Source organism: Serratia grimesii NBRC 13537 (genome assembly GCF_001590905.1).
Taxonomy (GTDB): domain Bacteria; phylum Pseudomonadota; class Gammaproteobacteria; order Enterobacterales; family Enterobacteriaceae; genus Serratia; species Serratia grimesii.
In genome coordinates this window covers 339,899-363,976 of sequence record NZ_BCTT01000005.1, presented here as the reverse complement: position 1 = coordinate 363,976, position 24,078 = coordinate 339,899, and the positions used below count along the sequence as shown (strand labels likewise).

At 54.7% G+C, this 24,078-nt stretch carries 23 protein-coding genes; 7 read left to right on the top strand and 16 right to left on the bottom strand.

Annotation, left to right across the window (positions count from 1 at the left end):
• The first annotated feature begins 61 nt into the window (after positions 1-61).
• Positions 62-1,354 (top strand): citrate synthase, encoded by a 1,293-nt coding sequence (locus tag SGR01S_RS06520; protein WP_012005698.1) that lies wholly within the window; start codon positions 62-64, stop codon positions 1,352-1,354.
• Between the two features lie 59 nt (positions 1,355-1,413).
• Here the strand turns inward: SGR01S_RS06520 and nei are convergent, their stop codons facing one another.
• The 12 genes from nei to SGR01S_RS06460 all read right to left on the bottom strand — a co-directional run bounded on the left by nei (position 1,414) and on the right by SGR01S_RS06460 (position 11,767).
• A complete protein-coding gene (gene nei, locus SGR01S_RS06515; protein ID WP_037418136.1) occupies positions 1,414-2,205 on the bottom strand; it encodes an endonuclease VIII in 792 nt (263 codons plus the stop codon).
• Between the two features lie 56 nt (positions 2,206-2,261).
• Entirely contained in the window at positions 2,262-2,906 is a 645-nt protein-coding gene (pcp, locus tag SGR01S_RS06510; protein WP_061806890.1) for a pyroglutamyl-peptidase I, read from the bottom strand.
• Positions 2,907-2,915: 9 nt separating this feature from the next.
• A complete protein-coding gene (locus tag SGR01S_RS06505; RefSeq protein ID WP_037418131.1) occupies positions 2,916-3,935 on the bottom strand; it encodes a DUF979 domain-containing protein in 1,020 nt (339 codons plus the stop codon).
• Entirely contained in the window at positions 3,932-4,663 is a 732-nt protein-coding gene (locus tag SGR01S_RS06500; RefSeq protein ID WP_037418129.1) for a DUF969 domain-containing protein, read from the bottom strand. The genes SGR01S_RS06505 and SGR01S_RS06500 overlap by 4 nt, the downstream gene beginning before the upstream one ends.
• 117 nt (positions 4,664-4,780) lie before the next feature.
• Positions 4,781-5,518, bottom strand: coding sequence for a 5-oxoprolinase subunit PxpA (pxpA, locus tag SGR01S_RS06495; RefSeq protein ID WP_037418127.1), 738 nt, complete (start codon positions 5,516-5,518; stop codon positions 4,781-4,783).
• On the bottom strand, positions 5,508-6,440 hold the full coding sequence (gene pxpC / locus SGR01S_RS06490) for a 5-oxoprolinase subunit PxpC (RefSeq protein WP_037418125.1): 933 nt from the start codon (positions 6,438-6,440) through the stop codon (positions 5,508-5,510). The genes pxpA and pxpC overlap by 11 nt, the downstream gene beginning before the upstream one ends.
• Positions 6,434-7,090, bottom strand: a complete 657-nt coding sequence (gene pxpB, locus SGR01S_RS06485; RefSeq protein WP_073963415.1) for a 5-oxoprolinase subunit PxpB — start codon at positions 7,088-7,090, stop codon at positions 6,434-6,436. The genes pxpC and pxpB overlap by 7 nt, the downstream gene beginning before the upstream one ends.
• Before the next feature lie 162 nt (positions 7,091-7,252).
• A complete protein-coding gene (locus SGR01S_RS06480; RefSeq protein ID WP_061806889.1) occupies positions 7,253-7,996 on the bottom strand; it encodes a type 2 GTP cyclohydrolase I in 744 nt (247 codons plus the stop codon).
• 17 nt (positions 7,997-8,013) lie between these two features.
• Complete coding sequence (locus SGR01S_RS06475) at positions 8,014-8,994, bottom strand: MBL fold metallo-hydrolase (protein ID WP_061806888.1); 981 nt, start codon at positions 8,992-8,994, stop codon at positions 8,014-8,016.
• Positions 8,995-9,016: 22 nt separating this feature from the next.
• Positions 9,017-10,447 (bottom strand): deoxyribodipyrimidine photo-lyase, encoded by a 1,431-nt coding sequence (gene phrB / locus SGR01S_RS06470; protein WP_061806887.1) that lies wholly within the window; start codon positions 10,445-10,447, stop codon positions 9,017-9,019.
• 15 nt (positions 10,448-10,462) lie between these two features.
• Positions 10,463-11,416 carry a YbgA family protein gene (locus SGR01S_RS06465; protein ID WP_061806886.1) on the bottom strand — a complete coding sequence of 318 codons (954 nt, stop codon included), beginning with the start codon at positions 11,414-11,416 and terminating at the stop codon, positions 10,463-10,465.
• 144 nt (positions 11,417-11,560) lie between these two features.
• On the bottom strand, positions 11,561-11,767 hold the full coding sequence (locus SGR01S_RS06460; RefSeq protein WP_037418110.1) for a YbfA family protein: 207 nt from the start codon (positions 11,765-11,767) through the stop codon (positions 11,561-11,563).
• A gap of 445 nt (positions 11,768-12,212) precedes the next feature.
• Here SGR01S_RS06460 and SGR01S_RS06455 point away from each other — a divergent pair, with 445 nt between their 5' ends.
• The 6 genes from SGR01S_RS06455 (at position 12,213) to kdpE (ending at position 20,355) form a co-directional block, all read left to right on the top strand.
• Positions 12,213-12,302, top strand: coding sequence for a K(+)-transporting ATPase subunit F (locus SGR01S_RS06455; protein ID WP_004949718.1), 90 nt, complete (start codon positions 12,213-12,215; stop codon positions 12,300-12,302).
• Positions 12,302-13,990, top strand: coding sequence for a potassium-transporting ATPase subunit KdpA (gene kdpA, locus SGR01S_RS06450; protein WP_061806885.1), 1,689 nt, complete (start codon positions 12,302-12,304; stop codon positions 13,988-13,990). Before SGR01S_RS06455 ends, kdpA begins: the two co-directional genes overlap by 1 nt.
• A gap of 229 nt (positions 13,991-14,219) precedes the next feature.
• Positions 14,220-16,289: a potassium-transporting ATPase subunit KdpB gene (gene kdpB / locus SGR01S_RS06445; protein ID WP_061806884.1), complete on the top strand. Its 2,070-nt coding sequence runs from the start codon at positions 14,220-14,222 to the stop codon at positions 16,287-16,289.
• A 19-nt stretch (positions 16,290-16,308) separates the two neighbouring features.
• Positions 16,309-16,878, top strand: coding sequence for a potassium-transporting ATPase subunit KdpC (gene kdpC, locus SGR01S_RS06440; RefSeq protein WP_061806883.1), 570 nt, complete (start codon positions 16,309-16,311; stop codon positions 16,876-16,878).
• Between the two features lie 75 nt (positions 16,879-16,953).
• On the top strand, positions 16,954-19,647 hold the full coding sequence (gene kdpD, locus SGR01S_RS06435; RefSeq protein WP_037418099.1) for a two-component system sensor histidine kinase KdpD: 2,694 nt from the start codon (positions 16,954-16,956) through the stop codon (positions 19,645-19,647).
• 18 nt (positions 19,648-19,665) lie between these two features.
• Positions 19,666-20,355, top strand: a complete 690-nt coding sequence (kdpE, locus tag SGR01S_RS06430) for a two-component system response regulator KdpE (RefSeq protein WP_037418096.1) — start codon at positions 19,666-19,668, stop codon at positions 20,353-20,355.
• Positions 20,356-20,403: 48 nt separating this feature from the next.
• On the opposite strand, the gene SGR01S_RS06425 is transcribed toward kdpE, so the two are convergent.
• The 4 genes from SGR01S_RS06425 to seqA all read right to left on the bottom strand — a co-directional run bounded on the left by SGR01S_RS06425 (position 20,404) and on the right by seqA (position 23,799).
• Complete coding sequence (locus SGR01S_RS06425) at positions 20,404-20,703, bottom strand: DUF3861 domain-containing protein (protein WP_037418095.1); 300 nt, start codon at positions 20,701-20,703, stop codon at positions 20,404-20,406.
• Entirely contained in the window at positions 20,703-21,353 is a 651-nt protein-coding gene (locus tag SGR01S_RS06420; protein ID WP_037418091.1) for a PadR family transcriptional regulator, read from the bottom strand. Before SGR01S_RS06420 ends, SGR01S_RS06425 begins: the two co-directional genes overlap by 1 nt.
• Positions 21,354-21,538: 185 nt before the next feature.
• Positions 21,539-23,182, bottom strand: a complete 1,644-nt coding sequence (gene pgm / locus SGR01S_RS06415; RefSeq protein ID WP_061806882.1) for a phosphoglucomutase (alpha-D-glucose-1,6-bisphosphate-dependent) — start codon at positions 23,180-23,182, stop codon at positions 21,539-21,541.
• Between the two features lie 77 nt (positions 23,183-23,259).
• Positions 23,260-23,799, bottom strand: a complete 540-nt coding sequence (gene seqA / locus SGR01S_RS06410; protein WP_037418084.1) for a replication initiation negative regulator SeqA — start codon at positions 23,797-23,799, stop codon at positions 23,260-23,262.
• Positions 23,800-24,078 lie beyond the last annotated feature (279 nt).

The following is a 24,078-nucleotide window of genomic DNA, read 5'->3' as shown; positions in this document are numbered from 1 at the left end:
GGAGAATTAAGGTATTTCAGTTGTTAGAGGTTTTTAAAATAAGGCGCAAAGGAGACTGTAAATGACTGATAAGAAAGCGACGCTAACCATTAATGATGGTGAAGCTCCAATCGAACTGGGCGTATTAACCCCGACACTGGGCCCCGATGTCCTCGATGTCCGCGCCCTGGGCTCCAAAGGTTATTTCACGTTTGATCCCGGCTTTACCTCTACCGCTTCCTGCGAATCAAAAATCACTTTTATCGACGGTGACAAAGGCGTACTGCTGCATCGCGGCTTCCCGATCGAACAACTGGCGAAAGAGTCTTCCTATCTGGAAGTGTGCTATATCCTGCTGTATGGCGAAACGCCAACCGCAGAAGAGTTCGAGACCTTCAAAACCACCGTGACCCGTCACACCATGATCCACGACCAGATCACCCATCTGTTCCGTGGTTTCCGTCGTGACTCACACCCAATGGCTGTGCTGTGTGGTGTAACCGGCGCCCTGGCGGCGTTCTACCACGATGCACTGGACGTCAACAACGAGCGTCACCGCGAGATCACCGCGTTCCGCCTGCTGTCCAAAATGCCTACCGTGGCAGCCATGTGTTACAAATATTCTCTGGGCCAGCCGTTCGTTTACCCACGTAACGATCTGTCCTATGCCGGCAACTTCCTGCATATGATGTTCGCCACTCCGTGTGAAGAATACGTGGTGAACCCAGTGCTGGAACGCGCAATGGATCGCATCCTGATCCTGCACGCAGACCATGAGCAGAATGCGTCCACCTCAACCGTGCGTACCGCAGGTTCTTCAGGCGCTAACCCGTTTGCCTGTATTGCTGCTGGCATCGCTTCCCTGTGGGGACCAGCGCACGGCGGCGCCAACGAAGCCGCACTGAAGATGCTGGAAGAGATCAAAACCGTTGAGCACATCCCAGAGTTCATCAAGCGCGCCAAGGACAAGAACGACTCGTTCCGTCTGATGGGCTTCGGCCACCGCGTCTATAAGAACTACGACCCACGCGCCACCGTGATGCGCGAAACTTGTCATGAAGTGCTGAAAGAACTGAACAAGAAGGACGACAACCTGTTGCAAGTGGCGATGGAACTGGAACACATCGCGCTGAACGACCCGTACTTCATCGAGAAGAAACTTTACCCTAACGTCGACTTCTACTCAGGCATCATCCTGAAGGCGATGGGGATCCCTTCTTCCATGTTCACCGTTATCTTTGCCATCGCCCGTACCATCGGCTGGATTGCACACTGGAACGAAATGCATGACGAAGGCATCAAAATTGCCCGTCCGCGCCAGTTGTACACCGGCTATGCCGAGCGTGACTTCAAGTCTCAAGTGAAAAACAAATAACGCCGCTTTACCCTACGTATTGCAGCAAGACGCCGTCCTTAGGGGCGGCGTTTTTTTTACTATTTCTGGCAAACAGGGCACCAATAGAAAGGGCGTGAAGACAGCGAGGTGCGCTCGATCATCGCACCGCAACGCTCACAGGGTTCACCACTGCGGTGAAATACTTTAAAACTGAACAGTGCGCCATGATGGCGGTTTTCATCCACCTGTCCACGTGTCTGGTAAGACAACCGCGGCACTGCCAATAAAGCCTCCGCCAGTCGCTGTAAAATGTCAGGCTCCAACTCTTGCGGCTTATGTTGAGGTGCCAACTCTGCCTGCCAGAGAATTTCAGCACGCAGATAGTTGCCTAACCCCGCGAGAAAAGCCTGATCGAGCAACATCCCCCCCAGTTGCCTACGGCGAAACGCCGGTGACAGCAGCCTTTGCTCCACTGCGGCCACCGTTAACGTCATATCCAGTACGTCGGGGCCGATACGTTGTAAGAACGGATGCTGCTCGATTTCCTCACGCGGCCCGACGGTAATCTCCGACGCGCTGTACAACAAAATTGCTCGTTCGGCTGTTTCGAGCCGTACCCGCAAATCACGTTTGGTTTCAGGTATCTCCCCCGCGTTCACCACCTTCCATACACCATACAATTGGTTATGGCTGTACAGCGTCAATCCGTTGGAAAAATGGGTTAGCAGCGCCTTGCCACGCGGTTCAATAGCAATAATGCGCTCGCCAATTAACTGGTTGCGATAATGTTTAAGCTGGGGGAAAGCAAAACCGACCTCGGTCAGCGGCTGGTCGAGCACTGCCGCTGCCAGTGCATCTGCCGCCCGGCGAATTTCCGGTCCTTCCGGCATATGAATACTCCTGAATAAGCCCCGGTACAGCAAGCCGCACCGGGGAATGACGCATGCTAGTGTGTTGCACCGCCAACCACTTTCAAATCATGTTCCACCTGCAATGCAATGGATATCGCCAGCTCGAGGGCAAACAATACCGTGTTCGCCGCCATGCTCGGTGCACCAGGGTGCGCCGCCGCCTGTTCCGGCAGATAAGGGATATGAATAAACCCACCCTTGATTGCCTGTTGGTCACTTAAGCGGTGCAACAAACCGTACATCACATGGTTGCAGACATAGGTCCCTGCCGTTTGTGATACCGAGGCCGGGATACCGGCTTCACGCATCGAGTTCACCATTGCCTTGATCGGCAAAGTGCTGAAATAGGCGGCAGGCCCACTTGCAACGATAGTTTCGTCTATTGGCTGCTGCCCCTGATTATCGGGGATACGCGCATCATCGATGTTGATCGCCACCCTTTCAAGGGTTATGTCGGTGCGACCACCAGCCTGACCGATAGCCAGCACCATCACAGGTTGCACCTCATCAATCGCGGCATTCAGTGCTTCCAACGCCGCGCCAAATACACAGGGCAGTTGGCGCGCAATAATGCGCGCGCCAGCAAATTCCATATCATTGAGTTGCTTGACCACTTCCCACGAAGGATTAACGCGTTCGCCGCCAAAGGGCTCAAAACCCGTGATCAATACCTTTTGCATGCGTTCTCCTTACAGGAACATCAGGAAATAAAGCAGGAATACGTTAACCAGCAGCAACAACACCCCAGTTGGTACCTGTGCCTTGATCACCGCATTCTTGTCCGGCAGTTCCAGTAACGCCGCCGGTACAATATTAAAGTTAGCAGCCATTGGCGTCATCAGCGTGCCGCAATAGCCGGAAAACATGCCGATAGCCGCCATAACCGCTGGGTTCCCCCCGTGCTGCAATACCAGGATCGGGATACCGATACCGGCAGTGACGATCGGGAAAGCAGCAAAGGCATTGCCCATCACCATCGTCAGCAACGCCATACCGATGGCGTAAACCGCTACGGCAATAAAGCGATTGTCGACCGCCAGATACTCTTGAGTCAGATGAGAAATGGCCGTGCCGACACCAGCAGCGGTAAACAACAGGCCCAGCGTGGCGAGAATTTGCGGCAAAATAAACGCCCAACCGATGGAATCCAGCAGGCGACGCGCTTCCTGGATCGGTTGCAGCGCTTTTTCATGGGTCATTTTCACTGCGATAACCAGGCCAAGCAAACAACCTGCAGTCATAGAAAACAGAGTAATCAGGGTGGCGTGGTTGCCACTGCCGAATACCGCGGTTTGCAGAGCCGGAATATTATTGAACAACAGCACGCCAATCACCGTTACCACCGGGATGGCCAACGCAGGAATAAACAGCCGGTTGCCCAGGCGTTTGGCACTCTCTTCACGCTGCTGTGGAGTACGCTGGTGATAGCTACCAAGGCGTACACCGCCAAAGCCGGCGATCAATGCCATGATCACCACCACCACGCCGACAATGATGTGCAGCATGCGTTTCTCGTTGCTGCCCTCACCCAGTACGTCACCTAACAGACTATAAGTCCAGTCACCGACCAGGAAAACCAGACCATACAGCGCCCAGAACAGGCCCGTGGTGATACGGCGTGGATTGGCACGATCGCGGAAAGACATCACTGCCACGATCAACAGCACCACGCCCGCCAACCAGTAGAGATATTGTTGTTGGAAAGTCATTGGGCATCTCCTTTGGCCTGCAACGCCGCCTGATTGAGCTGCGAAAGTTCAGCGCTGAGCTGTTTATCCATCCGGTAAAGCCGGAATGAATGGATCAGGAAGGCGAAGATGGCGGTTGGGATACCCCAAAGTGCGATATGCAATGGCTCGGTCTGAATACCACCAGACTCCAGCATAAAGTTGTGCATGAAGATAATTGCGCCGAAGGCCACGAAAATATCTTCACCAAAGAACAACCCGACGTTATCCGTAGCAGCAGACATAGCACGCAGGCGGTGACGCGTACGTTCTGGCAATTCTCCATAGCGATTTTCTGCCGCCCCTTCAGCCATCGGTGCCAGCAACGGGCGTACCATTTGCGGGTGACCACCCAGGCTGGTCAGCCCCATGGCGGCGGTGATTTCACGCACAAACAGATAGACGATCAACAACCGTCCGGCGGTAGCACTTTTGATCTTGGCGATCCACGCCTGCGCACGTTCTTTTAGCCCGTGACGTTCCAGCAGACCGATCACCGCCAGTGGCAGCAGCAAGATCAGCGGCAGGTTACGGGTATTGAGGAAGCCTTCCCCCAATTTTTCCAGGATAGTATCCAGCGGCATCAGTGCCGCCAGCCCGGTGATAATGCCGGCGACAATCACTACCAGCACAGGATTAAAGCGTAAAACAAATCCAACCACGATGGCGGCGATGCCGATCAGTGGCCATAGATTAACGGCCTGTTCCATTATATCTCCCTTTTGCCCTTCGCCTTTCAAGCCGCAGCGTTGTTACCTGCAACTCGAAATTCATTGGGTAATGTTGTGTTGTGTGTTTGTGTTTGTGTTGTATGTATTTAATTATTTTTATTCAGCGCTGACGCTGATGCCTTCCAGGGCAAAACGTTCGCGCAATGTGCGTGCATATTCCAACGCATGTTCACCGTCCCCATGCAGGCAGACGGTTTCAGCTTGAACGGCGGCCCAAGTGCCGTCCAACGTACGAACCCGATGGTGACGTACCATTTCAAGTGTTTGTGCCAACGCCAGGTCATCACTGGTAATCAGCGCCCCAGTCTGACCACGCGGCACCAGCGTCCCATCGGCCTGATAGCCACGATCGGCAAAAACTTCCTGCCGTGTTGTGAGCCCCTGTTGTTGACCGGCGCGGATCAGCTCACTGCCCGCCAGCCCCACCAGCCGTAATGTCGGATCGACCGCTTTAACCGCCCGGGCGATAGCTTCCGCCAGTTCCGGTTCTACCGCGGCCTGGTTGTACAACATGCCATGGGGCTTCACATGTACCATCACCCCACCTTCAGCACGGGCGATCGCGGCCAGTGCGCCAAGTTGATACACCACTTGCGCATACACTGTCTCTGGCGGCAATTGCATACGGGTGCGGCCAAAATTCTCACGATCGGGAAAGCTTGGATGTGCGCCAATAGCGACACCGTATTGCAGTGCCCAACGCACCGATTGACGCATGGTTTGCGCATCCCCGGCGTGGAAACCGCAGGCAATATTGGCCGAGCTGACCAGTTGCAGCAGCGCCTGATCGTTGGCGCAACCCTCCCCAAGATCGGCATTCAAATCAACGATCATTTAACCCCCAGGCAATCTGTTGGATAAAGTGTTCCTGTTCAGCCTTGGCACGTTGCGCCTCTGCCAACGTACAGGGAACAAAGTGGATGGCTTCACCCAGACGAATCTGTGCCAAATGGTAGAGATCGGCCTCGATCACGCAGGCAATACGCGGGTAACCCCCGGTAGTCTGTGCATCAGCCATCAGCACGATTGGCTGGCCGTTATGTGGCACCTGTACGACGCCCGGTAGCAGGCCATGTGACAACATTTCACGATCGGTGGTGCGGTTTAACGCATTGCTGCCATGCAGGCGATACCCCATACGATTGCTCTGCGGACTCAGTTGCCAAGCGGTACGCCAGAAAGCCTCTTTCGCCTCTTCACTGAATTCATCATATTCCGGCCCTGGCAACGCACGGATGCGATTGTTGAACAGCAATTGCTTTACGCCAGTGCTCTGCTGTGGCAATAAACGTCCCTGCCCCAATGGCAGACTGTCACCATCTCGCAGATTGCGCCCTTCCAGCCCGCCAAAGGCCGCTTTGCTATCGGTGCTATGGGAGCCGAGCATTTCCGGAACAGCGATACCACCAGCTATCGCCAGATAAGTACGCATGCCGCGTTTTGGCATTTTCAGAACAAGCTGTTGACCCGCATTGACCGGATAACGCCAGCCGGTCCATAGCGGTTTCCCGTCCAACTGCGCATCGCAACCGGCACCGGTCAGAGCGATCCAACCTGGCTGGGTAAATTCGGCGCTGAATTGCCCAAGAGTGATTTCCAGACCAGCAGCCTTGGCGTCATTACCTACCAGCAAGTTAGCGATCCTCAACGCAGGTTCGTCGAGAGCGCCCCCCTGGCTGATCCCCAGACGACGGAAACCGTTACGGCCCAGATCCTGCACCGTGGTGTAAATACCCGCACGCAAGATCTTCAACATACGCCCTCCTTCTGTGGCACAAACCGCACGCTATCGCCGGGGCGCAGCAAGGTTGGTGGCATTTCATAAGGATTAAACAGCGCCAACGGTGTACGCCCAATCAACTGCCAGCCACCGGGAGTGACCAACGGATAAATACCGGTCTGGCTCCCGCCAATGCCTACAGAACCTGCTGCCACTGACAGGCGTGGTTCGGCGCGACGCGGCGTCGCCAATTTTTCAGGCATACCGCCCATGTAGGAGAAACCAGGTTGAAAACCAAGGAAATAAACCACGTAGGCCGCTGAGGAGTGGCATTCCACCACCTGCCGTGGCGTCATACCGGTGTGGCGAGCCACTTCATCCAGGTCAGGCCCATCCTGGCCACCATAAATAACCGGAATATCCACCTGACGTGATTCCGGTACCAGGCTTTCCTTACTGTCCCAGCCCTCTTGTAACAGCACCAACATCGCTTCCGCGTCAGCCTTCGGTGTATTCAACAGCAGCGTAAGATTGTTCATACCCGGCACCACTTCACGCACGTCGGGATGATGATTCAGTTTTTCGGCCAGCGCCCAGATCCGCTGCTGGCTCGACAGCGTCACCGGCGGCGACAGTTCAAGCACTACCGCTCTTTCACCTAATAAGTAACATCGTGCTCGTTGCACCCTTTTCCCCTTATCCCTGTCGTCTTTTATTATTTGCAAAACCTATCTGTTATGCGCGACAGCGCTCTGGCTGTCAATAGAACAACCTTTGATAAAATAAGGGATTAGGCTATTAAAAGGATTCAGCCACGGTAAAAACCGGGCTGGATCCTGGGAGGAAAATCAGGCGGGATTGGGGATATCGATAAAGGTCACATCAAAGCCATGCTGTTGGGCCAGCCACTCACCGAGCGCCTTTACACCACCACGCTCAGTGGCATGGTGACCAGCCGCAAAGAAATGAATGCCCATTTCCCGCGCGCTGTGAATAGTCTGTTCAGAAACTTCGCCACTGATGAAAGCGTCCACGCCAAAACGTGCCGCGCTGTCGATAAAACCCTGACCGCCGCCGGTACACCAGGCGACGCGGCGGATATGCGCCGGCGCATTATCACCACAATGCAACACAGAACGGCCCAGACGGCTTTCGATACGCTGTTGCAGTTCAATACCGGTCAATGGCTGCTCGAATTCGCCGTGCGGCACCAGCGGCTCCACTTCGCCAATCACCCGGATCCCGAGTAAATGTGCCAACTGCGCGTTATTGCCCAACACCGGATGTGCGTCCAGCGGCAAGTGATATCCATACAGGTTGATATCATTGCTCAGCAGAGTTTTCAGTCGGTTGCGTTTCATACCGCGTACCGATGGCGCTTCGTTTTTCCAGAAATAACCGTGGTGCACCACAATAGCATCCGCCTGGTGTACCACTGCGGCATCCAGCAAGGCCTGACACGCAGTAACACCAGTAACAATACGCTGCACATGCGGCCGCCCTTCCACTTGCAGGCCATTTGGCCCGTAATCCTGAAACGCGGCGGTGTTCAGTTCGCTGTTGATCAACTGTTCCAGATCGAGGTTACGCATAAAGTTCTCTCTTCAATTCAAAATGTCTGCCGTTCGCCCTGTTCCATCAGGATAAATTTTACGCCCAGGCTGTTGCCCTGTTCCAACTGTTGCTTAATGGTCGCACGCACGTCGTCACCTTGCTTCAGGCTGGGTTTGATATGGCTGATCACCACCGGGAAATCTTTCAGTGAACCTTCGCCGCCGCTGTACTGCGTCAGATTTTTCAGTTCCTTCAGCAGCCACGCTGGCGTCAAATGCCCATACAGATTTTTATCCTCCACCTCATTGGGGTAGGACGTTTCGATGATCATCCCTTTCAGTTTTTTCTGTTCGATTAACGGCCCCAGCACACGCCAGGCGCTATCCAGATTACGTGATTGCTCAAGTGCATCCGGCCCGGTATCGCCGAAATAAGCAAAAGACCCGCTGCGGTCGGACACCAGCAACATCGATGACGGGTAACGGTCATGACTGAGCGGATACATCACGCCCGTCAAGCCGGTGACGCCAAGAGTCACACGTTGCTGCGGCCTCACCGTTTGTAAACGGTAAGTGCCCAACCGCGAACCATTGCCGGAGTCGGTGAAGTTTGGCCAAGCCTTCCAGTTAAAATAATGATTACGCAGGGTCAGAATGGTATCTGCCTGGGCATAGATATTCTTCTTGCTGTCTTCCGGCGAGCCGATAATCAGCCCCGCCACATGGTCGAGATGGCCGTGACTGATAAAATAAGCGCCTATCAGTTGGCGGAATATGTAGCCTTGCGAGGTATAAGGCGCAGCCAATTCAGGGGTGACTTGAGGGAAACTGCCCTTTTCCAGCCCTTTGGCGATACCTGGCAGCAGCGAACCGGCATCCAGCGCCAGATACTGCGACTGATTGTCGCTGCGGATCAAGTAGGAGGTTAGATTGCCGTCGCTAACCCCACCGTCCACACCTAACGCCACGACATCAAAACCAGCTATCGCCAGGGCTGAATAACCGCTCAGGCACAGGGCCAGCACCTTTTTCATCATTATGTCGCTCCTTGCTGTTGCCTTAATATTCCCCGCGCTTCGCCGCTTCAAAGGCTGCCAGCGTCTCCAACCGCGCCTGCTTGTGGTCGACAATCGGCAGCGGATAATCCAGCACACGCTGCTGTTGATCCGCCCAGCGATGGGGTTGATGGATAGCATTGTCCGGTACATCCGCCAGCTCGGGCAACCATTTACGGATAAAAGTGCCTTGCGGATCAAAACGTTCGCCTTGAGTGGTCGGGTTAAAGATGCGGAAATATGGCGCGGCGTCGGTACCGGTTGACGCTGCCCACTGCCAGCCGCCGTTATTGGCCGCCAGATCGCCGTCTACCAGCTGTGACATGAAATAGCGTTCGCCAGCGCGCCAATCAATCAGCAAGTCTTTCACCAGAAAGCTGGCGCTGATCATACGTAACCGGTTGTGCATCCAACCGGTTTTATTCAACTGGCGCATGGCTGCATCGACAATCGGATAACCCGTTACGCCCTGCTGCCAGGCCTGCAATAACTCTGGATTATTCCGCCAGCGTACCCTATCCGTCCAATCGATAAAGGGACGGTGCCTGCATAACACAGGATAAGCCACCATCAAATGCCGATAAAACTCACGCCAGATCAGCTCATTGAGCCAACCAAAGGCGCCGCTATCGCTGTTTTCCAATACCTGCGGGCATTCAGCTCGCAGGCGGTTAAAACATTGGCGCGGCGACAAGACGCCAATCGCCAGATAAGGCGACAGGCTGCTGGTGCCAGCAATGGCAGGCCGATCTCGTTGCTCAAGGTAATCTTGCACCTGCTCACGACAAAAAGTACGTAACCGTTGCAGCGCCGCCTCTTCTCCTGCGGGGAAATCCCCCATTGCCTCTGCAGGCGGGTAATTAAACGCTTCAGGTACGGCGGTTATTGGCAGCGCACCACCAGCCCGCATTTTGGGTGCAGGTAGGGAACGGACGTCCGATTCTGTCAGGCGTTGAATAAAAGCTTTACGAAACGGCGTATAGACCTTGTACATTTCACCGCCACCGGTTTGCACGCTACCTGGTGGCAATAACAGGCTGTCATCAAAACGCTGACAAACCACTTTTCCGGCTAAACACTGTTCCAACTGTTGATCACGATCGCGTTCGTTGATTTCGTACTGGCGATTGTAAAATAGCCTATCTACCTGCTCCTGCTCGCAGTAAGCGGCCAACCAGTCAACCGAGGTGGCGAAATCATCACATTGATGGTAGCCGAGTGGGATGCCACGCTCAGCAAGAGCCTGCTGCACCAGCAGTAAATTGGCATGGATAAATGCCGCCTGGCGCGGTGCCATTTCGTGCTGTAACCATTGTTGCGGGGTAGCGATAAACACGGCCAACACGCGTGCGTCAGGATCGCTGCAGGCGGCGTACAGCGCTTTATTGTCGGTAATACGCAGATCGTTACGCAACCAGACCAGATGCGTGGTCATAAAACTCCTTGTCGGTTAGTGGCCATAACGCAGGCGCAACGCCTCGGGATAGGGTTCGAAATAGCGCTGATCGGCCAGATAGCGATCGGGGTACTCAGCCATGTAATGTTTAAGCAGGGTGATCGGTGCCAGTAGCGGCTGTACGCCCTGCCGATAACGATCAATCAACTGTGCCAGTTCCTGGCGCTGCGCAGAACTCAGATGACTGCGGAAATAACCCTGCACATGCATCAGCACGTTGGTGTGGTTACGGCGCGTCGCCTTGTGGGCCAACAGTTTCATCAGGCGACTACGGTATTCAATGGCAAATGCCTCCAGCGACGCCCATTTATCCACGTCAGCCACAAAACGGCCCAACTCACGGTATTCCGGCTGTGAATGCGCCAGCAGCGACAGCTTGTAACGGCTATGAAAGGCGATCAACCCACCCCGGGTTAATCCTTTGCGCCACAGCATGTTCAATTCATACAGCGCATAAACGCGCTCTACAAAATTTTCCCGCAGCGCCGCATCGTTCAACCGCCCGTCTTCTTCCACCGGCAACCAGGGCATTTGCCGCAGCAGCTCGGCAGTATACAACCCAACACCGCTTTTACGCGCGCCTTCGCCGCTATCGTCATATAGCCGGACCCGTTCCATACCGCAGCTTGGCGAGTTGGCGCAAACAATGTAACCGCACAAATGCTGCAAGGCAGCAATGCGTTGTGCTGAAAACTGCTGCATCTGGTCGGTCACATCAATGCTGTCGTCATTGCTGTAGCGCAACGCTATATGATGTTGTTTTTTGATCAACCGCAGCGCCGGGCGCGGGGTCGGCATACCGATCGCCATTTCCGGACATACCGCTTCAAAACGCACATAAGGTGCCAGTTGTTCTACTGCGAAGGCCAAGCGTTTATGGCCGCCGTCAAATCGCACCTTCTCACCCAGCAGGCAGGCGCTGATCCCGATAGGAATTTTGTCACTCATCAATAGGCTCCCGCAGCGTTGAATGATGTTAAAAGTGTAGAGGAATTTCCCTCTGGGGACGAACCTTACCGGTACAATGACTGAACCGCGCCCATAAAAAAACCCCCGCTGTAAAGCGAGGGTTTTACGGGACGACGCCAACGATCAGTAAAAATCGCAGGACGCCAGTTCCGCCTGTTGCAGCCAGACCGGCTTATCACTGGTTTTTGACCAGACGCGATGCAGATAGCTGTAAAAACGTGCGCGGTCGCTACGGAAAAGCATTACCGGTAAAGCCAATACACCTGCCAGGATCACTGCGCTGCGGCGCAGGAGAATCCGATGCAATGAATAAGCGTGATAGATAGACATGCGAACCTCCTCAAAAAACGCCTGGCCGTTGATTTATCTTGGAAACAGCACTGGCGTAAACAATTAAAATGAGACCATTTGGTAACTGGACAAAATTTTAGCGCAATTGATGAAAGTTTACTACTCATCCGACCACTAAATAGGTCAAAAAATCGCAATTAAATACATCATTACGTAATTTTGTTACACCAAGGTTAATAATTAACTAACCATTGGTTACATTGTGGATATTCACAGCCTATTTACGCCAAACAGCTTATTGTGAGTACGGCATGCTGGCTCAAGAGCGCCCCCGCTCAAAAAAACACCGTCAAAAAGCCATTTTTCGCTGTAATTTCAGCCATTTTTATACTTTTTTTACACCGGCCCACGCTATTTTTTCATCTTCTTTCTACCGCCCTCCCTACACTCGCCTTATCAAAAACTACACCTCTGGAGGTGTCCTGTGAGTATCAGCGTTATTGGTGGTGCGCTGTTGGTCCTGCTGCTGTTGGGCTATCTGGTTTATGCCCTGTTCAATGCGGAGGATTTCTGATGGCGGCTTCAGCCTTTTTATTGATTGCCAGCTTCCTACTGGTGCTTCTGCTGCTAGCACGTCCATTGGGCGGTTTTCTGGCACGGTTGATCGAAGGTGAACCGCTGCCAGCAATGCGTCAGTTAGAAGCTGCCGTTTGGCGCTGCTGTGGCAATACTACCGCTGAGATGAAATGGTGGCAGTACGCGCTGGCGATCATGTGGTTTAACCTGCTCGGTCTGGCTTTGCTGTTCGTGCTGTTGATGACACAAGGTTCACTGCCACTTAACCCGCAGGGCTTCCCCGGCCTGTCCTGGGATCTGGCGTTCAATACTGCCGTTAGCTTTGTCACCAACACCAACTGGCAGGCCTACAGCGGTGAAAGCACACTCAGCTATTTCAGTCAGATGGCGGGATTGGCAGTACAGAACTTCCTGTCAGCCGCGACCGGTATCGCGGTGGCATTTGCCTTAATCCGCGCCTTCACTCGCCGTTCCAGTGCCACCATCGGTAATGCCTGGATCGACATATTCCGCGTGACGCTATACGTATTACTGCCCATTTCACTGCTGATTGCCTTGTTCTTCGTCAGCCAAGGCACACTGCAAAACTTCTTGCCTTACGTGCATATCAGCACGCTGGAAGGTGCGCAGCAGACGCTGCCAATGGGACCGGTAGCCTCACAGGAAGCGATCAAGATGCTCGGTACCAATGGCGGCGGCTTCTTTGGCGCTAACTCAGCGCATCCGTTCGAAAACCCAACGGTGCTGACCAACTTTGTGCAGATGCTGGCGATCTTCTTGATCCCGTGCGCGCTGTGTTTCGCTTTTGGCCGTGTGGCTGGGGAGAACCGTCAGGGCCACGCGTTGATCTGGGCAATGGCGCTGATCTTTGTGGTCGCGGTCGTTGTGGTCATGTTTGCCGAACTGGCGGGTAACCCGCATTTGAGCGAGTTGGGCAGCAATAGCAACATCAACATGGAAGGCAAGGAATCACGCTTTGGCATTCTCGCCACCAGCCTGTTTTCGGTGGTGACTACTGCGGCCTCCTGCGGTGCTGTCAATGCCATGCATGACTCCTTCACTGCGCTGGGTGGCATGGTGCCCATGTGGCTGATGCAAATTGGTGAAGTGGTGTTCGGCGGCGTCGGTTCTGGTCTGTACGGCATGTTGTTGTTCGTCCTGCTGACCGTATTTATTGCCGGTTTGATGATTGGCCGCACACCCGAATACCTGGGCAAAAAAATTGATGTCTATGACATGAAAATGACCGCGCTGGCGATTCTGGTGACACCGACGCTGGTGCTATTGGGTACGGCACTGGCCATCGCTACCGACGCAGGACGCGCCGGTATCCTGAATCCAGGTGCACACGGTTTTAGCGAAGTGCTGTATGCCGTGTCGTCCGCAGCCAACAACAACGGTAGCGCCTTTGCCGGGCTGAGCGTCAACACGCCGTTCTACAACCTGCTGTTGGCCTTTGCCATGTTCGTCGGCCGCTTCGGGGTGATCCTGCCGGTGCTGGCAATTGCCGGTTCGCTGTGTGTCAAGAAACGGCAGCCGGCGGGTAACGGCACCCTGCCAACCTATGGGCCGCTGTTTATCGGCCTGTTGATCGGCACCGTACTGCTGGTGGGCGCATTGACCTTCGTACCGGCACTGGCGCTGGGACCGGTGGCTGAGCATTTGCAACTTTGGCTGACCAAATAACCGACGCATTCCCGTCGCCTTTCGAGCCGCAGCGTTGTTACCTGCTTTACAAGACCCATCCGTGGGCCTTGCCCCTTCGGGGCCGCTGCAAGCAGCGTTCAAATCTGTTCCCGACAGATTTGTCGCTCACCCCAGTTACTTACTTAAGTAAGCGCCTGGGGATGAGAGAGCTGGTCGCCTAGCTGCAGCTCGAAATCCATAGGGAATGAAATAGGAAGAGAGAATAAAGATGACTCGCAAACAACGCGCGCTGTTTGAACCGGCATTGGTCCGTACCGCGCTGATCGATGCGCTGAAAAAATTGGATCCGCGCACCCAATGGCGTAACCCAGTGATGTTCGTGGTGTATATCGGCAGCATCCTGACCACGGTGATCTGGTTAGCGCTCCTCGCCAAACAGACGGAGGGTAATGCGGCCTTTACCGGTAGCATTGCTCTGTGGCTGTGGTTCACCGTACTGTTCGCTAACGTTGCCGAAGCGCTGGCCGAGGGGCGCAGCAAGGCCCAGGCGGAGAGCCTGAGGGGCACCAAGAAAACCAGTTGGGCGAAAAAATTGGCCGGGCCGCGCCGTGATGGAGCTACCGAGAAAATTTCCGCCGAGAGTCTGCGAAAAGGTGACATCGTCCTGGTAGAGGCCGGTGACACCATTCCGTGCGACGGGGAAGTGCTCGAAGGCGGCGCATCGGTCGATGAAAGCGCCATTACCGGTGAGTCTGCCCCGGTTATACGTGAATCCGGCGGCGACTTCTCCTCGGTGACCGGCGGTACCCGTGTTCTGTCCGACTGGCTGGTGGTGCAGTGCAGCGTCAACCCAGGCGAAACCTTCCTTGATCGAATGATTGCCATGGTGGAAGGCGCCAAACGCCGTAAAACTCCGAACGAAGTGGCACTGACTATTCTGTTGGTCGCGCTGACCATTGTGTTCGTGCTGGCGACAGCCACCCTGTTCCCGTTCTCGCAATACAGCGTGGAAGCCGCCAACGGGGGTTCTGTCGTCACCATCACCGTACTGGTGGCACTGCTGGTCTGTCTGATCCCTACGACTATTGGTGGTCTGCTGTCTGCCATCGGCGTGGCAGGCATGAGCCGTATGCTGGGTGCCAACGTCATCGCCACCAGTGGCCGGGCGGTAGAAGCCGCCGGTGACGTGGATGTGTTGCTGCTGGATAAAACCGGCACCATCACGCTGGGTAACCGCCAAGCTTCCGAGTTCCTGCCGGCACCTGGGGTAAAAGAACAGGAACTGGCCGATGCCGCACAGCTGTCTTCATTGGCCGATGAAACGCCGGAAGGCCGCAGCATTGTGGTACTGGCCAAGCAACGCTTCAACCTGCGCGAACGTGATCTACAGGCATTGAATGCCACCTTTGTGCCCTTCTCCGCACAGACGCGCATGAGCGGCGTCAACGTGCAGGACCGCATGATCCGTAAAGGCGCGGTGGATGCCATTCGCCGCCACGTAGAGTCTAATCAGGGCCACTTCCCGCAAGCGGTGGACGATTTGGTCGCCAGCGTGGCACGCACCGGCGGCACGCCGTTGGTGGTGGCCGAAGGCCCACGTGTGCTGGGGGTGGTCGCACTGAAAGATATCGTCAAGGGCGGTATCAAAGAGCGCTTCGCCGAACTGCGCAAAATGGGCATCAAAACGGTAATGATCACCGGTGATAACCCACTGACCGCGGCAGCTATCGCCGCCGAAGCCGGGGTGGATGACTTCCTATCGGAAGCAACTCCGGAAGCCAAGCTGGCGTTGATTCGCCAATATCAGGCGGAAGGACGCCTGGTCGCGATGACTGGCGACGGTACCAACGACGCCCCAGCACTGGCACAGGCCGATGTCGCGGTAGCGATGAACTCGGGAACCCAGGCCGCCAAAGAAGCGGGCAACATGGTTGATCTGGATTCCAACCCGACCAAGCTGATTGAAGTGGTGCATATCGGTAAACAAATGCTGATGACACGTGGCTCACTGACGACGTTCAGTATCGCCAATGACGTGGCCAAGTATTTTGCCATTATTCCGGCGGCGTTCGCGGCAACCTATCCACAGTTGAACGCGCTAAACGTGATGCATCTGCACTCCCCTGCCTCCGCCATTATGTCGGCGGTTATTTTCAACGCATTGGTGATTGTGTTCTTGATCCCACTGGCGCTGAAAGGGGTGAGCTACAAGCCAATGAGTGCTGCCGCACTGCTGCGTCGCAACTTATGGATCTACGGTGTCGGTGGTCTGTTAGTCCCGTTTGTCGGCATCAAGTTGATCGATCTGGTCCTGGTTGCTTTGCACATTGCCGGTTAATAATTGAGAGGAAATAACTATGTCTTACTTACGTCCTTCGCTGGTTATGCTGATCCTGCTGACGTTGATTACTGGTATCGCCTACCCGTTGTTGACGACCGGACTGTCGCAGTTACTGTTTTCCCGCACAGCCAACGGCTCGCTACTGCATCAGGGGGACAACGTGATCGGCTCGGCGTTAATTGGCCAAAACTTCACTAAACCGGAGTATTTCTGGGGACGCCCTTCTGCCACCGGTGATTCAGCCTATAATGCCATGGCGTCTGCCGGCAGCAACTTGGCTGCCACCAACCCGGCGCTGGATAAAGCCATCGCTGAACGTGCAGCGCAATTGCGCCAAGCCAACCCAGCGATGAAAGGCCCGATCCCGGTCGATCTGCTGACTGCATCTGGCAGTGGCCTGGATCCACAAATTTCGCTTGCGGCGGCGCAATACCAATTGGCCCGAGTTGCTGCGGCACGTCAATTAGCACCGGAACAAATCGCCAAACTGATTGATGAAAGCACCGATCAGGCGATCCCCAATTTTATGGGCGAGTCGGTAGTTAACGTGCTGAAATTAAATCTGGCACTCGACGCATTGAAATAATGCCCTAAGTGTTAAAGGGTAAGTATTGGGTCCGGCATGCCGGACCCGCTTTACGTTGCTGCAAAAGGAACTCCAATGGTGGATGAGGAACAACAGCGCCCCGACCCTGACAGCCTGCTGGCGCTGGCCAATGAAAAACCCCGTGGCCGCCTGAAGGTGTTCTTCGGCGCCTGCGCCGGGGTGGGCAAAACCTACGCCATGTTGCAGGAGGCGCAGCGGCTGCGTGGCCAGGGACTGGACGTGCTGGTGGGTGTGGTGGAGACCCACGGTCGCAGCGAAACCGCTGCCCTGCTGAATGGGTTAGATGTGTTACCACAAAAGCGCATTCAGTATCGCGGCAGGGTGGTGCAGGAGTTTGATCTTGATGCCGCACTCGCTCGCCACCCGGCGCTGGTCCTGATGGACGAACTGGCGCACAGCAATGCCCATGGCTCACGCCACCCGAAACGCTGGCAGGACGTGGAAGAACTGCTGGATGCAGGCATCGACGTACTGACCACGGTCAACGTACAACATCTGGAAAGCCTAAACGACGTGGTGGGCGGCGTAACCGGGGTGCGAGTACGCGAAACAGTGCCCGACCATGTCTTCGACGAAGCCACCGAGGTGGTGCTGGTTGACCTGCCGCCGGACGATCTGCGTCAGCGCCTGAATGAAGGCAAGGTGTATATCCCCGGTCAAGCCGAACGTGCTATCGAGCACTTTTTCCGCAAAGGCAACTTGATTGCCCTGCGTGAACTGGCGTTACGCCGCACTGCCGATCGGGTTGATGATCAGATGCGTGCCTTCCGCGATACCCAAGGCCGAGAACGCGTCTGGCATACCCGCGACAGCATTCTGCTGTGCGTCGGCCATAATAGCGGCAACGAAAAGCTGGTGCGTATCGCCGCCCGCCTGGCAGCCAGACTGGGTTGCCACTGGCACGCGGTATATGTGGAAACACCAAAGCTGCACCGCTTGCCGGAGAATCAACGTCGGGCAATACTGCGAGCGCTGCGGCTGGCACAGGAATTGGGTGCCGAAACCGCAACGTTGTCCGAGCCTTATGAAGAACGAGCAGTGCTGCGTTATGCCCGTGAGCACAACCTGGGCAAAATCATTATTGGTCGTCGTAGTGAGCAACGCTGGAAACTGCGCGGCAGCTTTGCCGACCGCCTCGGTCGGCTCGGCCCTGATCTCGACTTGGTGATTGTCGCACTGGAAAACGACAGTTTTCCGCCGCCAGGTAAAGAGCATGATAATCGTAACTTTACCGAAAAGTGGCGAATTCAGTTGCGCGGTTGCGCGGTGGCCGTCGCACTCTGCGCCCTGATCACCCTGCTGTCCCAGTGGCTGCTGCCGGGCTTCGACCAAGCCAACTTGGTGATGGTCTACTTACTTGGTGTTGCCATTGTCGCGCTGTTCTTTGGCCGCTGGCCCTCCGTGCTGGCGGCAGTGATCAACGTCGCCAGCTTTGACCTGTTTTTCGTCCAGCCCGAATGGTCGTTTGCCGTCAGTGATATGCAATATCTGCTGACCTTTGCCGTCATGTTGATTGTTGGCATTACCATCGGCAACCTGACTGCCGGCGTTCGTTATCAGGCCCGCGTCGCACGTTATCGTGAACAACGTGCTCGTCATCTGTATGAGATCTCCCGTGGGCTGAGCCAGGCACTGACAACCGAAGACATCGCCAAAACCAGCCGCCATTTCCTCTCCAGTAGCTTCCAGGCAAAAACCGTGCTGTTGCTGCCACAGGAGGACGGTAAGTTGCAGCAAATGGTCGGGGAAACCGGTGGGTTGTTATCGGTGGATGAAGCTATCGCACGCTGGAGCTTTGATAAGGGCATGCCTGCCGGTGCCGGTACCGACACCCTGCCCGGAGTCCCCTATCAGCTGCTGCCATTAGCCACGTCGAAACAAACCTTTGGCTTATTGGCCATCGAACCCAGCAACCTTCGCCAACTGATGGTGCCGGAACAACAGCGGTTGCTCCAGACCTTTGCAGTCTTAATCGCCAGTGCGTTGGAACGCTTACACTTGGCACGCAGTGCCGAGGAAGCCAAACTGGATGCTGAACGCGAGCAACTGCGCAACTCGCTCTTGGCGGCCCTGTCTCACGATTTACGCACCCCGCTGACGGTGTTGTTCGGTCAGGCGGAAATTCTGACGCTCGACCTAGCGGCAGAAGGCTCCAATCATGCGCCACAAGCGAGTCAAATCCGCCAACAGGTGCTGAGCACCACACGGCTGGTGAACAACCTACTGGACATGGCACGTATTCAATCGGGTGGCTTTAACCTGCGTAAAGAGTGGCAGTCACTGGAAGAGATCGTCGGCGCATCACTGCATATGCTGGAACCGTTGATGACTCAGCATCAGATCAAGGTTGAGCTGCCACCAGAGCAGATATTGGTTAACTGCGATGGCAGTTTGTTGGAGAGGGTTTTCACTAACCTGTTGGAAAATGCCAATAAATATGCCGGCTACGATGCTACTATCGGCATTCGTGCCCATACTCTGCCTGAATGGCTGGAAGTCGAAGTCTGGGACAATGGCCCGGGAATTCCCGAAGGGAAAAAGCAGCTTATTTTTGATAAATTTTCCCGTGGCAATAAAGAATCTGCGATCCCCGGTGTGGGTTTGGGGTTAGCGATTTGCCGTGCCATTATTGAAGTACATGGTGGCCGTATCTGGGCAGAAAACGGTGCCAACGGCGGTGCCAGTTTCCGCTTTGTGCTACCGCTGGAAAAACCACCGGAAATAGACAATGAAGCCTTTGATCTTTAATCAAGCCCCGGGAGTCTTGTGAGCAATACGCCAACCAATATTCTGATTGTCGAAGATGAGAAAGAGATCCGGCGTTTCGTCCGCACCGCGCTCGAAAGTGAAGGTCTGCGGGTGTTTGAAAGTGAAACGTTGCAACGCGGGTTGATTGAAGCCGGTACGCGCAAACCGGATCTGATTATTCTTGATTTAGGGTTGCCGGACGGCGACGGGCTTAACTATATCCGCGATTTACGGCAATGGAGCGCTATTCCGGTGATTGTGCTGTCAGCGCGCAATGCCGAAGAAGACAAAATTGCCGCGCTGGACGCTGGAGCAGACGACTATCTCAGCAAACCCTTTGGTATCGGTGAACTGCTTGCTAGGGTACGGGTTGCCTTACGCCGTCATTCCGGCAGCCTACAGGAAAGTCCGCTGGTGAGCTTCTCCGAAATTACCGTCGATCTGATCAACCGTCGGGTATTGCGCAAGGGTGAAGATCTACATCTAACGCCGATTGAGTTTCGTCTGCTGGCCGAACTGCTGGCGAACTCCGGTAAAGTCATCACCCAGCGTCAGCTACTGAGCCACGTCTGGGGGCCGAATTATGTCGAACATAGCCATTATTTGCGGATTTATATGGGCCATCTACGACAAAAACTCGAAGCCGATCCGGCCCGGCCAAAACATTTACTGACCGAAACCGGCGTCGGTTACCGCTTTATGCCTTGAAGTTAATAGGCGTAGTATTCGATTAAACGGGCGCAGCATGTGGCGCCCCTATTGTTGCGGGCCTTTCTTCAACCCCACCATAAACTCTTTGAACGCTTCGCGCAGCGGTGCAAATACCGGGTGCTTGCGGTTTTCGATCATCACTTCAGAAAACAACTTTAGGCCAACGGCAAAAGCCGCACTGTTGTTCTCGCCAAAGTTCAGATCTTCACGCGCTTTGATGCGCTCGACAATGCCAAGGATGTCGTCGTGGTTCTCCACCTCAAAGCTCAGTGGCGCTTTGTCGACAGGCTCGCCTTTGCGATCGCTCAGGGCCTCAACGGTGATGCGGAAACGGTGGCCTGGCATCAGTCATTCTCCTGTACTGTTGGGGCAATATTCATTTCGCTTTCAATCGCTGCTACGGCGGTCAGTAATGCGGCATTAATGCGTTCAACCTGCTGCGGTGAAAGATCGGCACGCATCACATTACCCCGCAGTAAACTGCGCAGGCGGTTCATAGCGTCAGAGATACCTTCAGCAAGATTACCGTGATGATGATGACCGCGACCAGCACCGGCCAAGCGGGCCAGGATCACGTCGACAGCGGCCTGGTGCTTTTGCAGTTCACGTTGGCCCAATTCGGTAATTTGGTAGCTTTTACGACCGTTACCGCTGGTGATCGGCTCGAGAAAATCTTGCTCTTCCAGCAGTGTCAGCGTTGGATAAATCACGCCAGGGCTTGGCACATACAGACCGGAGGATGCCTCATCAATCGCCTTGATAAGCTCATAACCGTGGCTTGGTTTACGTGCCACCAGCGCCAGCAGCACCAACCGCAGATCGCCATGTTCAAACATACGGTGGCGCCCACCACGTCCGCCGCGCCCACCACGCCCTTGTTCTTCGCCGTGATCACCACCAAAGTGATGACGCCCGCCGCGACGACGATGATCGTGCCCTTCTTCGCTGTCATGGTGACAACCATGACGACGGTGTAAATCTAAACGGTGAAACATAGTTATACCTCTCAATAGATAGTTCGTTGACGAGGTGATTTAGATATATCTAACTCACTTCGATATATCTAATCTAGATCGATATATCTAAATGCGCAAGCGGCGTTTGCAAAAAAGATATATCTAAATTGCAGGCATAAAAAAAGCGCTGTAAAAACAGCGCTTTTTATCAGACAAAAGAGAAATTACTTGGCGGAAGCCAGCACCGCACTCACGATATCGACAGCTTCATGCTCAATCTTTTCGCGATGTTCAGCACCCAGGAAGCTCTCACAGTAAATTTTGTAGGCTTCTTCAGTACCGGAAGGTCGTGCCGCGAACCAGCCATTATCAGTCATCACTTTCAGGCCGCCAATCGGTGCACCATTGCCCGGTGCTGCGGTCAGACGGGCGGTGATCGGATCACCCGCCAGAGTATCTGCCTTAACCATGTCCGGCGACAGTTTGGACAACGCGGCTTTTTGCGCTGACGTTGCGGGTGCCTGGATGCGATTGTAGCTCGGCGCACCAAAGCGCTTGGCCAAATCATCGTAGTGATGCTGTGGGTTTTCGCCAGTCACCGCAGTGATTTCAGCGGCCAACAGACACATGATCATGCCGTCTTTGTCAGTCGACCAAGGTGTGCCGTTGAAACGCAGGAACGATGCACCAGCGCTCTCTTCGCCACCAAAGCCCAGGCTACCGTCAAACAGACCATCAACAAACCATTTGAAGCCCACTGGCACTTCAACCAGCTTGCGACCTAAATCAGCCACTACACGGTCAATCATCGCGCTGGAAACCAGCGTCTTACCCACCGCCACATCAGCGCCCCACTGCGGACGATGCTGGAACAGATAGTTGATAGATACCGCCAGATAATGGTTCGGGTTCATCAGGCCCGCCGGTGTCACAATGCCATGACGGTCATAGTCCGGGTCATTAGCAAACGCCAGATCAAACTTGTCACGCAGCGCAAGCAGGCCACCCATCGCCGGAACTGACGAGCAGTCCATGCGGATCACACCGTCGTGGTCCAGATGCATAAAGCGGAAGGTCTGATCGATAGAATCATTTACCAGCGTCAGATCCAGCTTGTAGTGCTCAGCAATACGTTGCCAATAGGCAATGCCTGACCCTCCGAGAGGATCAACACCCAACTTCAGACCAGCACGTTGAATGGCAGGCATATCGACCACATCCACCAAGCCTGCAACATACGGCTGCACCAGATCCTGCGCGTGCACATGGCCGCTGTTCCAGGCTTTATCCAGTGACTGACGCTGCACGCCTTTCAACTGCAATGACAGCAGTTCATTGGCACGCTTTTCAATCACTGAGGTCAGATTGGTGTCAGCCGGGCCGCCGTTGGTCGGGTTATATTTGATGCCGCCGTCTTCAGGTGGATTATGGGATGGGGTAATAACAATACCGTCAGCCAATGCCCCGCCATTGCGGTTGTGACACAAGATAGCGTGAGATACCGCAGGCGTCGGTGTAAAACCGTTATTTTCCTGCACGATCACATCCACACCGTTGGCGGTCAGCACTTCCAATACAGAAATGAAGGCCGGCTCTGACAGCGCATGAGTATCTTTACCCACGTAGCATGGGCCGGTAACCCCTTGCTGATGGCGTACTTCGGCAATCGCCTGCGCGATAGCGAGAATATGGGCTTCATTGAAGCTGTGGCGTTGAGCGCTGCCACGATGGCCTGAGGTCCCGAACTTCACCGCATGTGCGGCGTTGCCCGCTTCCGGTTGCAGTACGTAGTACTGCGACGTCAGCTGGGCTACGTTGATCAAATCGCTTTGCTGAGCCGGCTGCCCGGCACGTGGGTTATTCGCCATCGACATATCTCCCTAATCCCTGTCCAGCGGCCTGGCAATATGTCGCTCACGGCCACCATGACGGGCTGTTCGCTAAATTAGATAGTGCCGCAAACTTTATCTGTCAGTTCCGTCGGGAACTGCATAGCCTGCATGATGTGCTCCACCATGCTGCGTTTGCGACCGGTATTGGTATTGGTGATCACCCAATAAGGCGTGCCTGGAACATGCTTCGGCTTGGTGTGCGTTCCATTCGCCAACAGGGTTTGTTGATCGCCTGCAAAATAAGTACGGGTACGGCCATGCAACGCTTCAGTTGCGGTGGCAAAACCCGCCGCATCGAGGGTATACAGGGTGGAAAGTACCAGCATAAAACGGTTCACCGCTTTGCTCTGCTCGGCATATTCATCCGACAACAGCAGTTCGCGCACGGCACGCACGCGATCGCGCGGGCGCGGTGCAGCAACAATTTTGTCCTGCTCGGCGCTCTGTGCGCTGGCAGCTGGTGCAGCGCGTAACGGCTGACCGGCGGTAAATTTCAACATACGGCGCAAAATATCAGACGCGCTCTCACCAATATGTTGCGTGTGGCTGGCAATATAGCGGTAAAGCTCTTCGTCGACTTCAATAGTTTTCATCTTTATCCAGTACTGTTTTTTTCTACTTAGAACCTGAAGCCAGATCCTGCATTCAAGCCATGGGATTATAAGGTTAAAAGCGCGGGAGCGAACATAACAATGTGCCCCAACACGGCAAAAGCAGACTATTACCTAGAGTCCGCCCAGCATCCGCGTTGCCAAACCCGCACCTTACCATGAAAAATCCGCGTTATACCCTATGGATTTCAAGCGGCAGCACGGCAACGGGTATATTCATCGTGTGTTTTAATCATGATAACCTAATCTGAATCTCTCTCA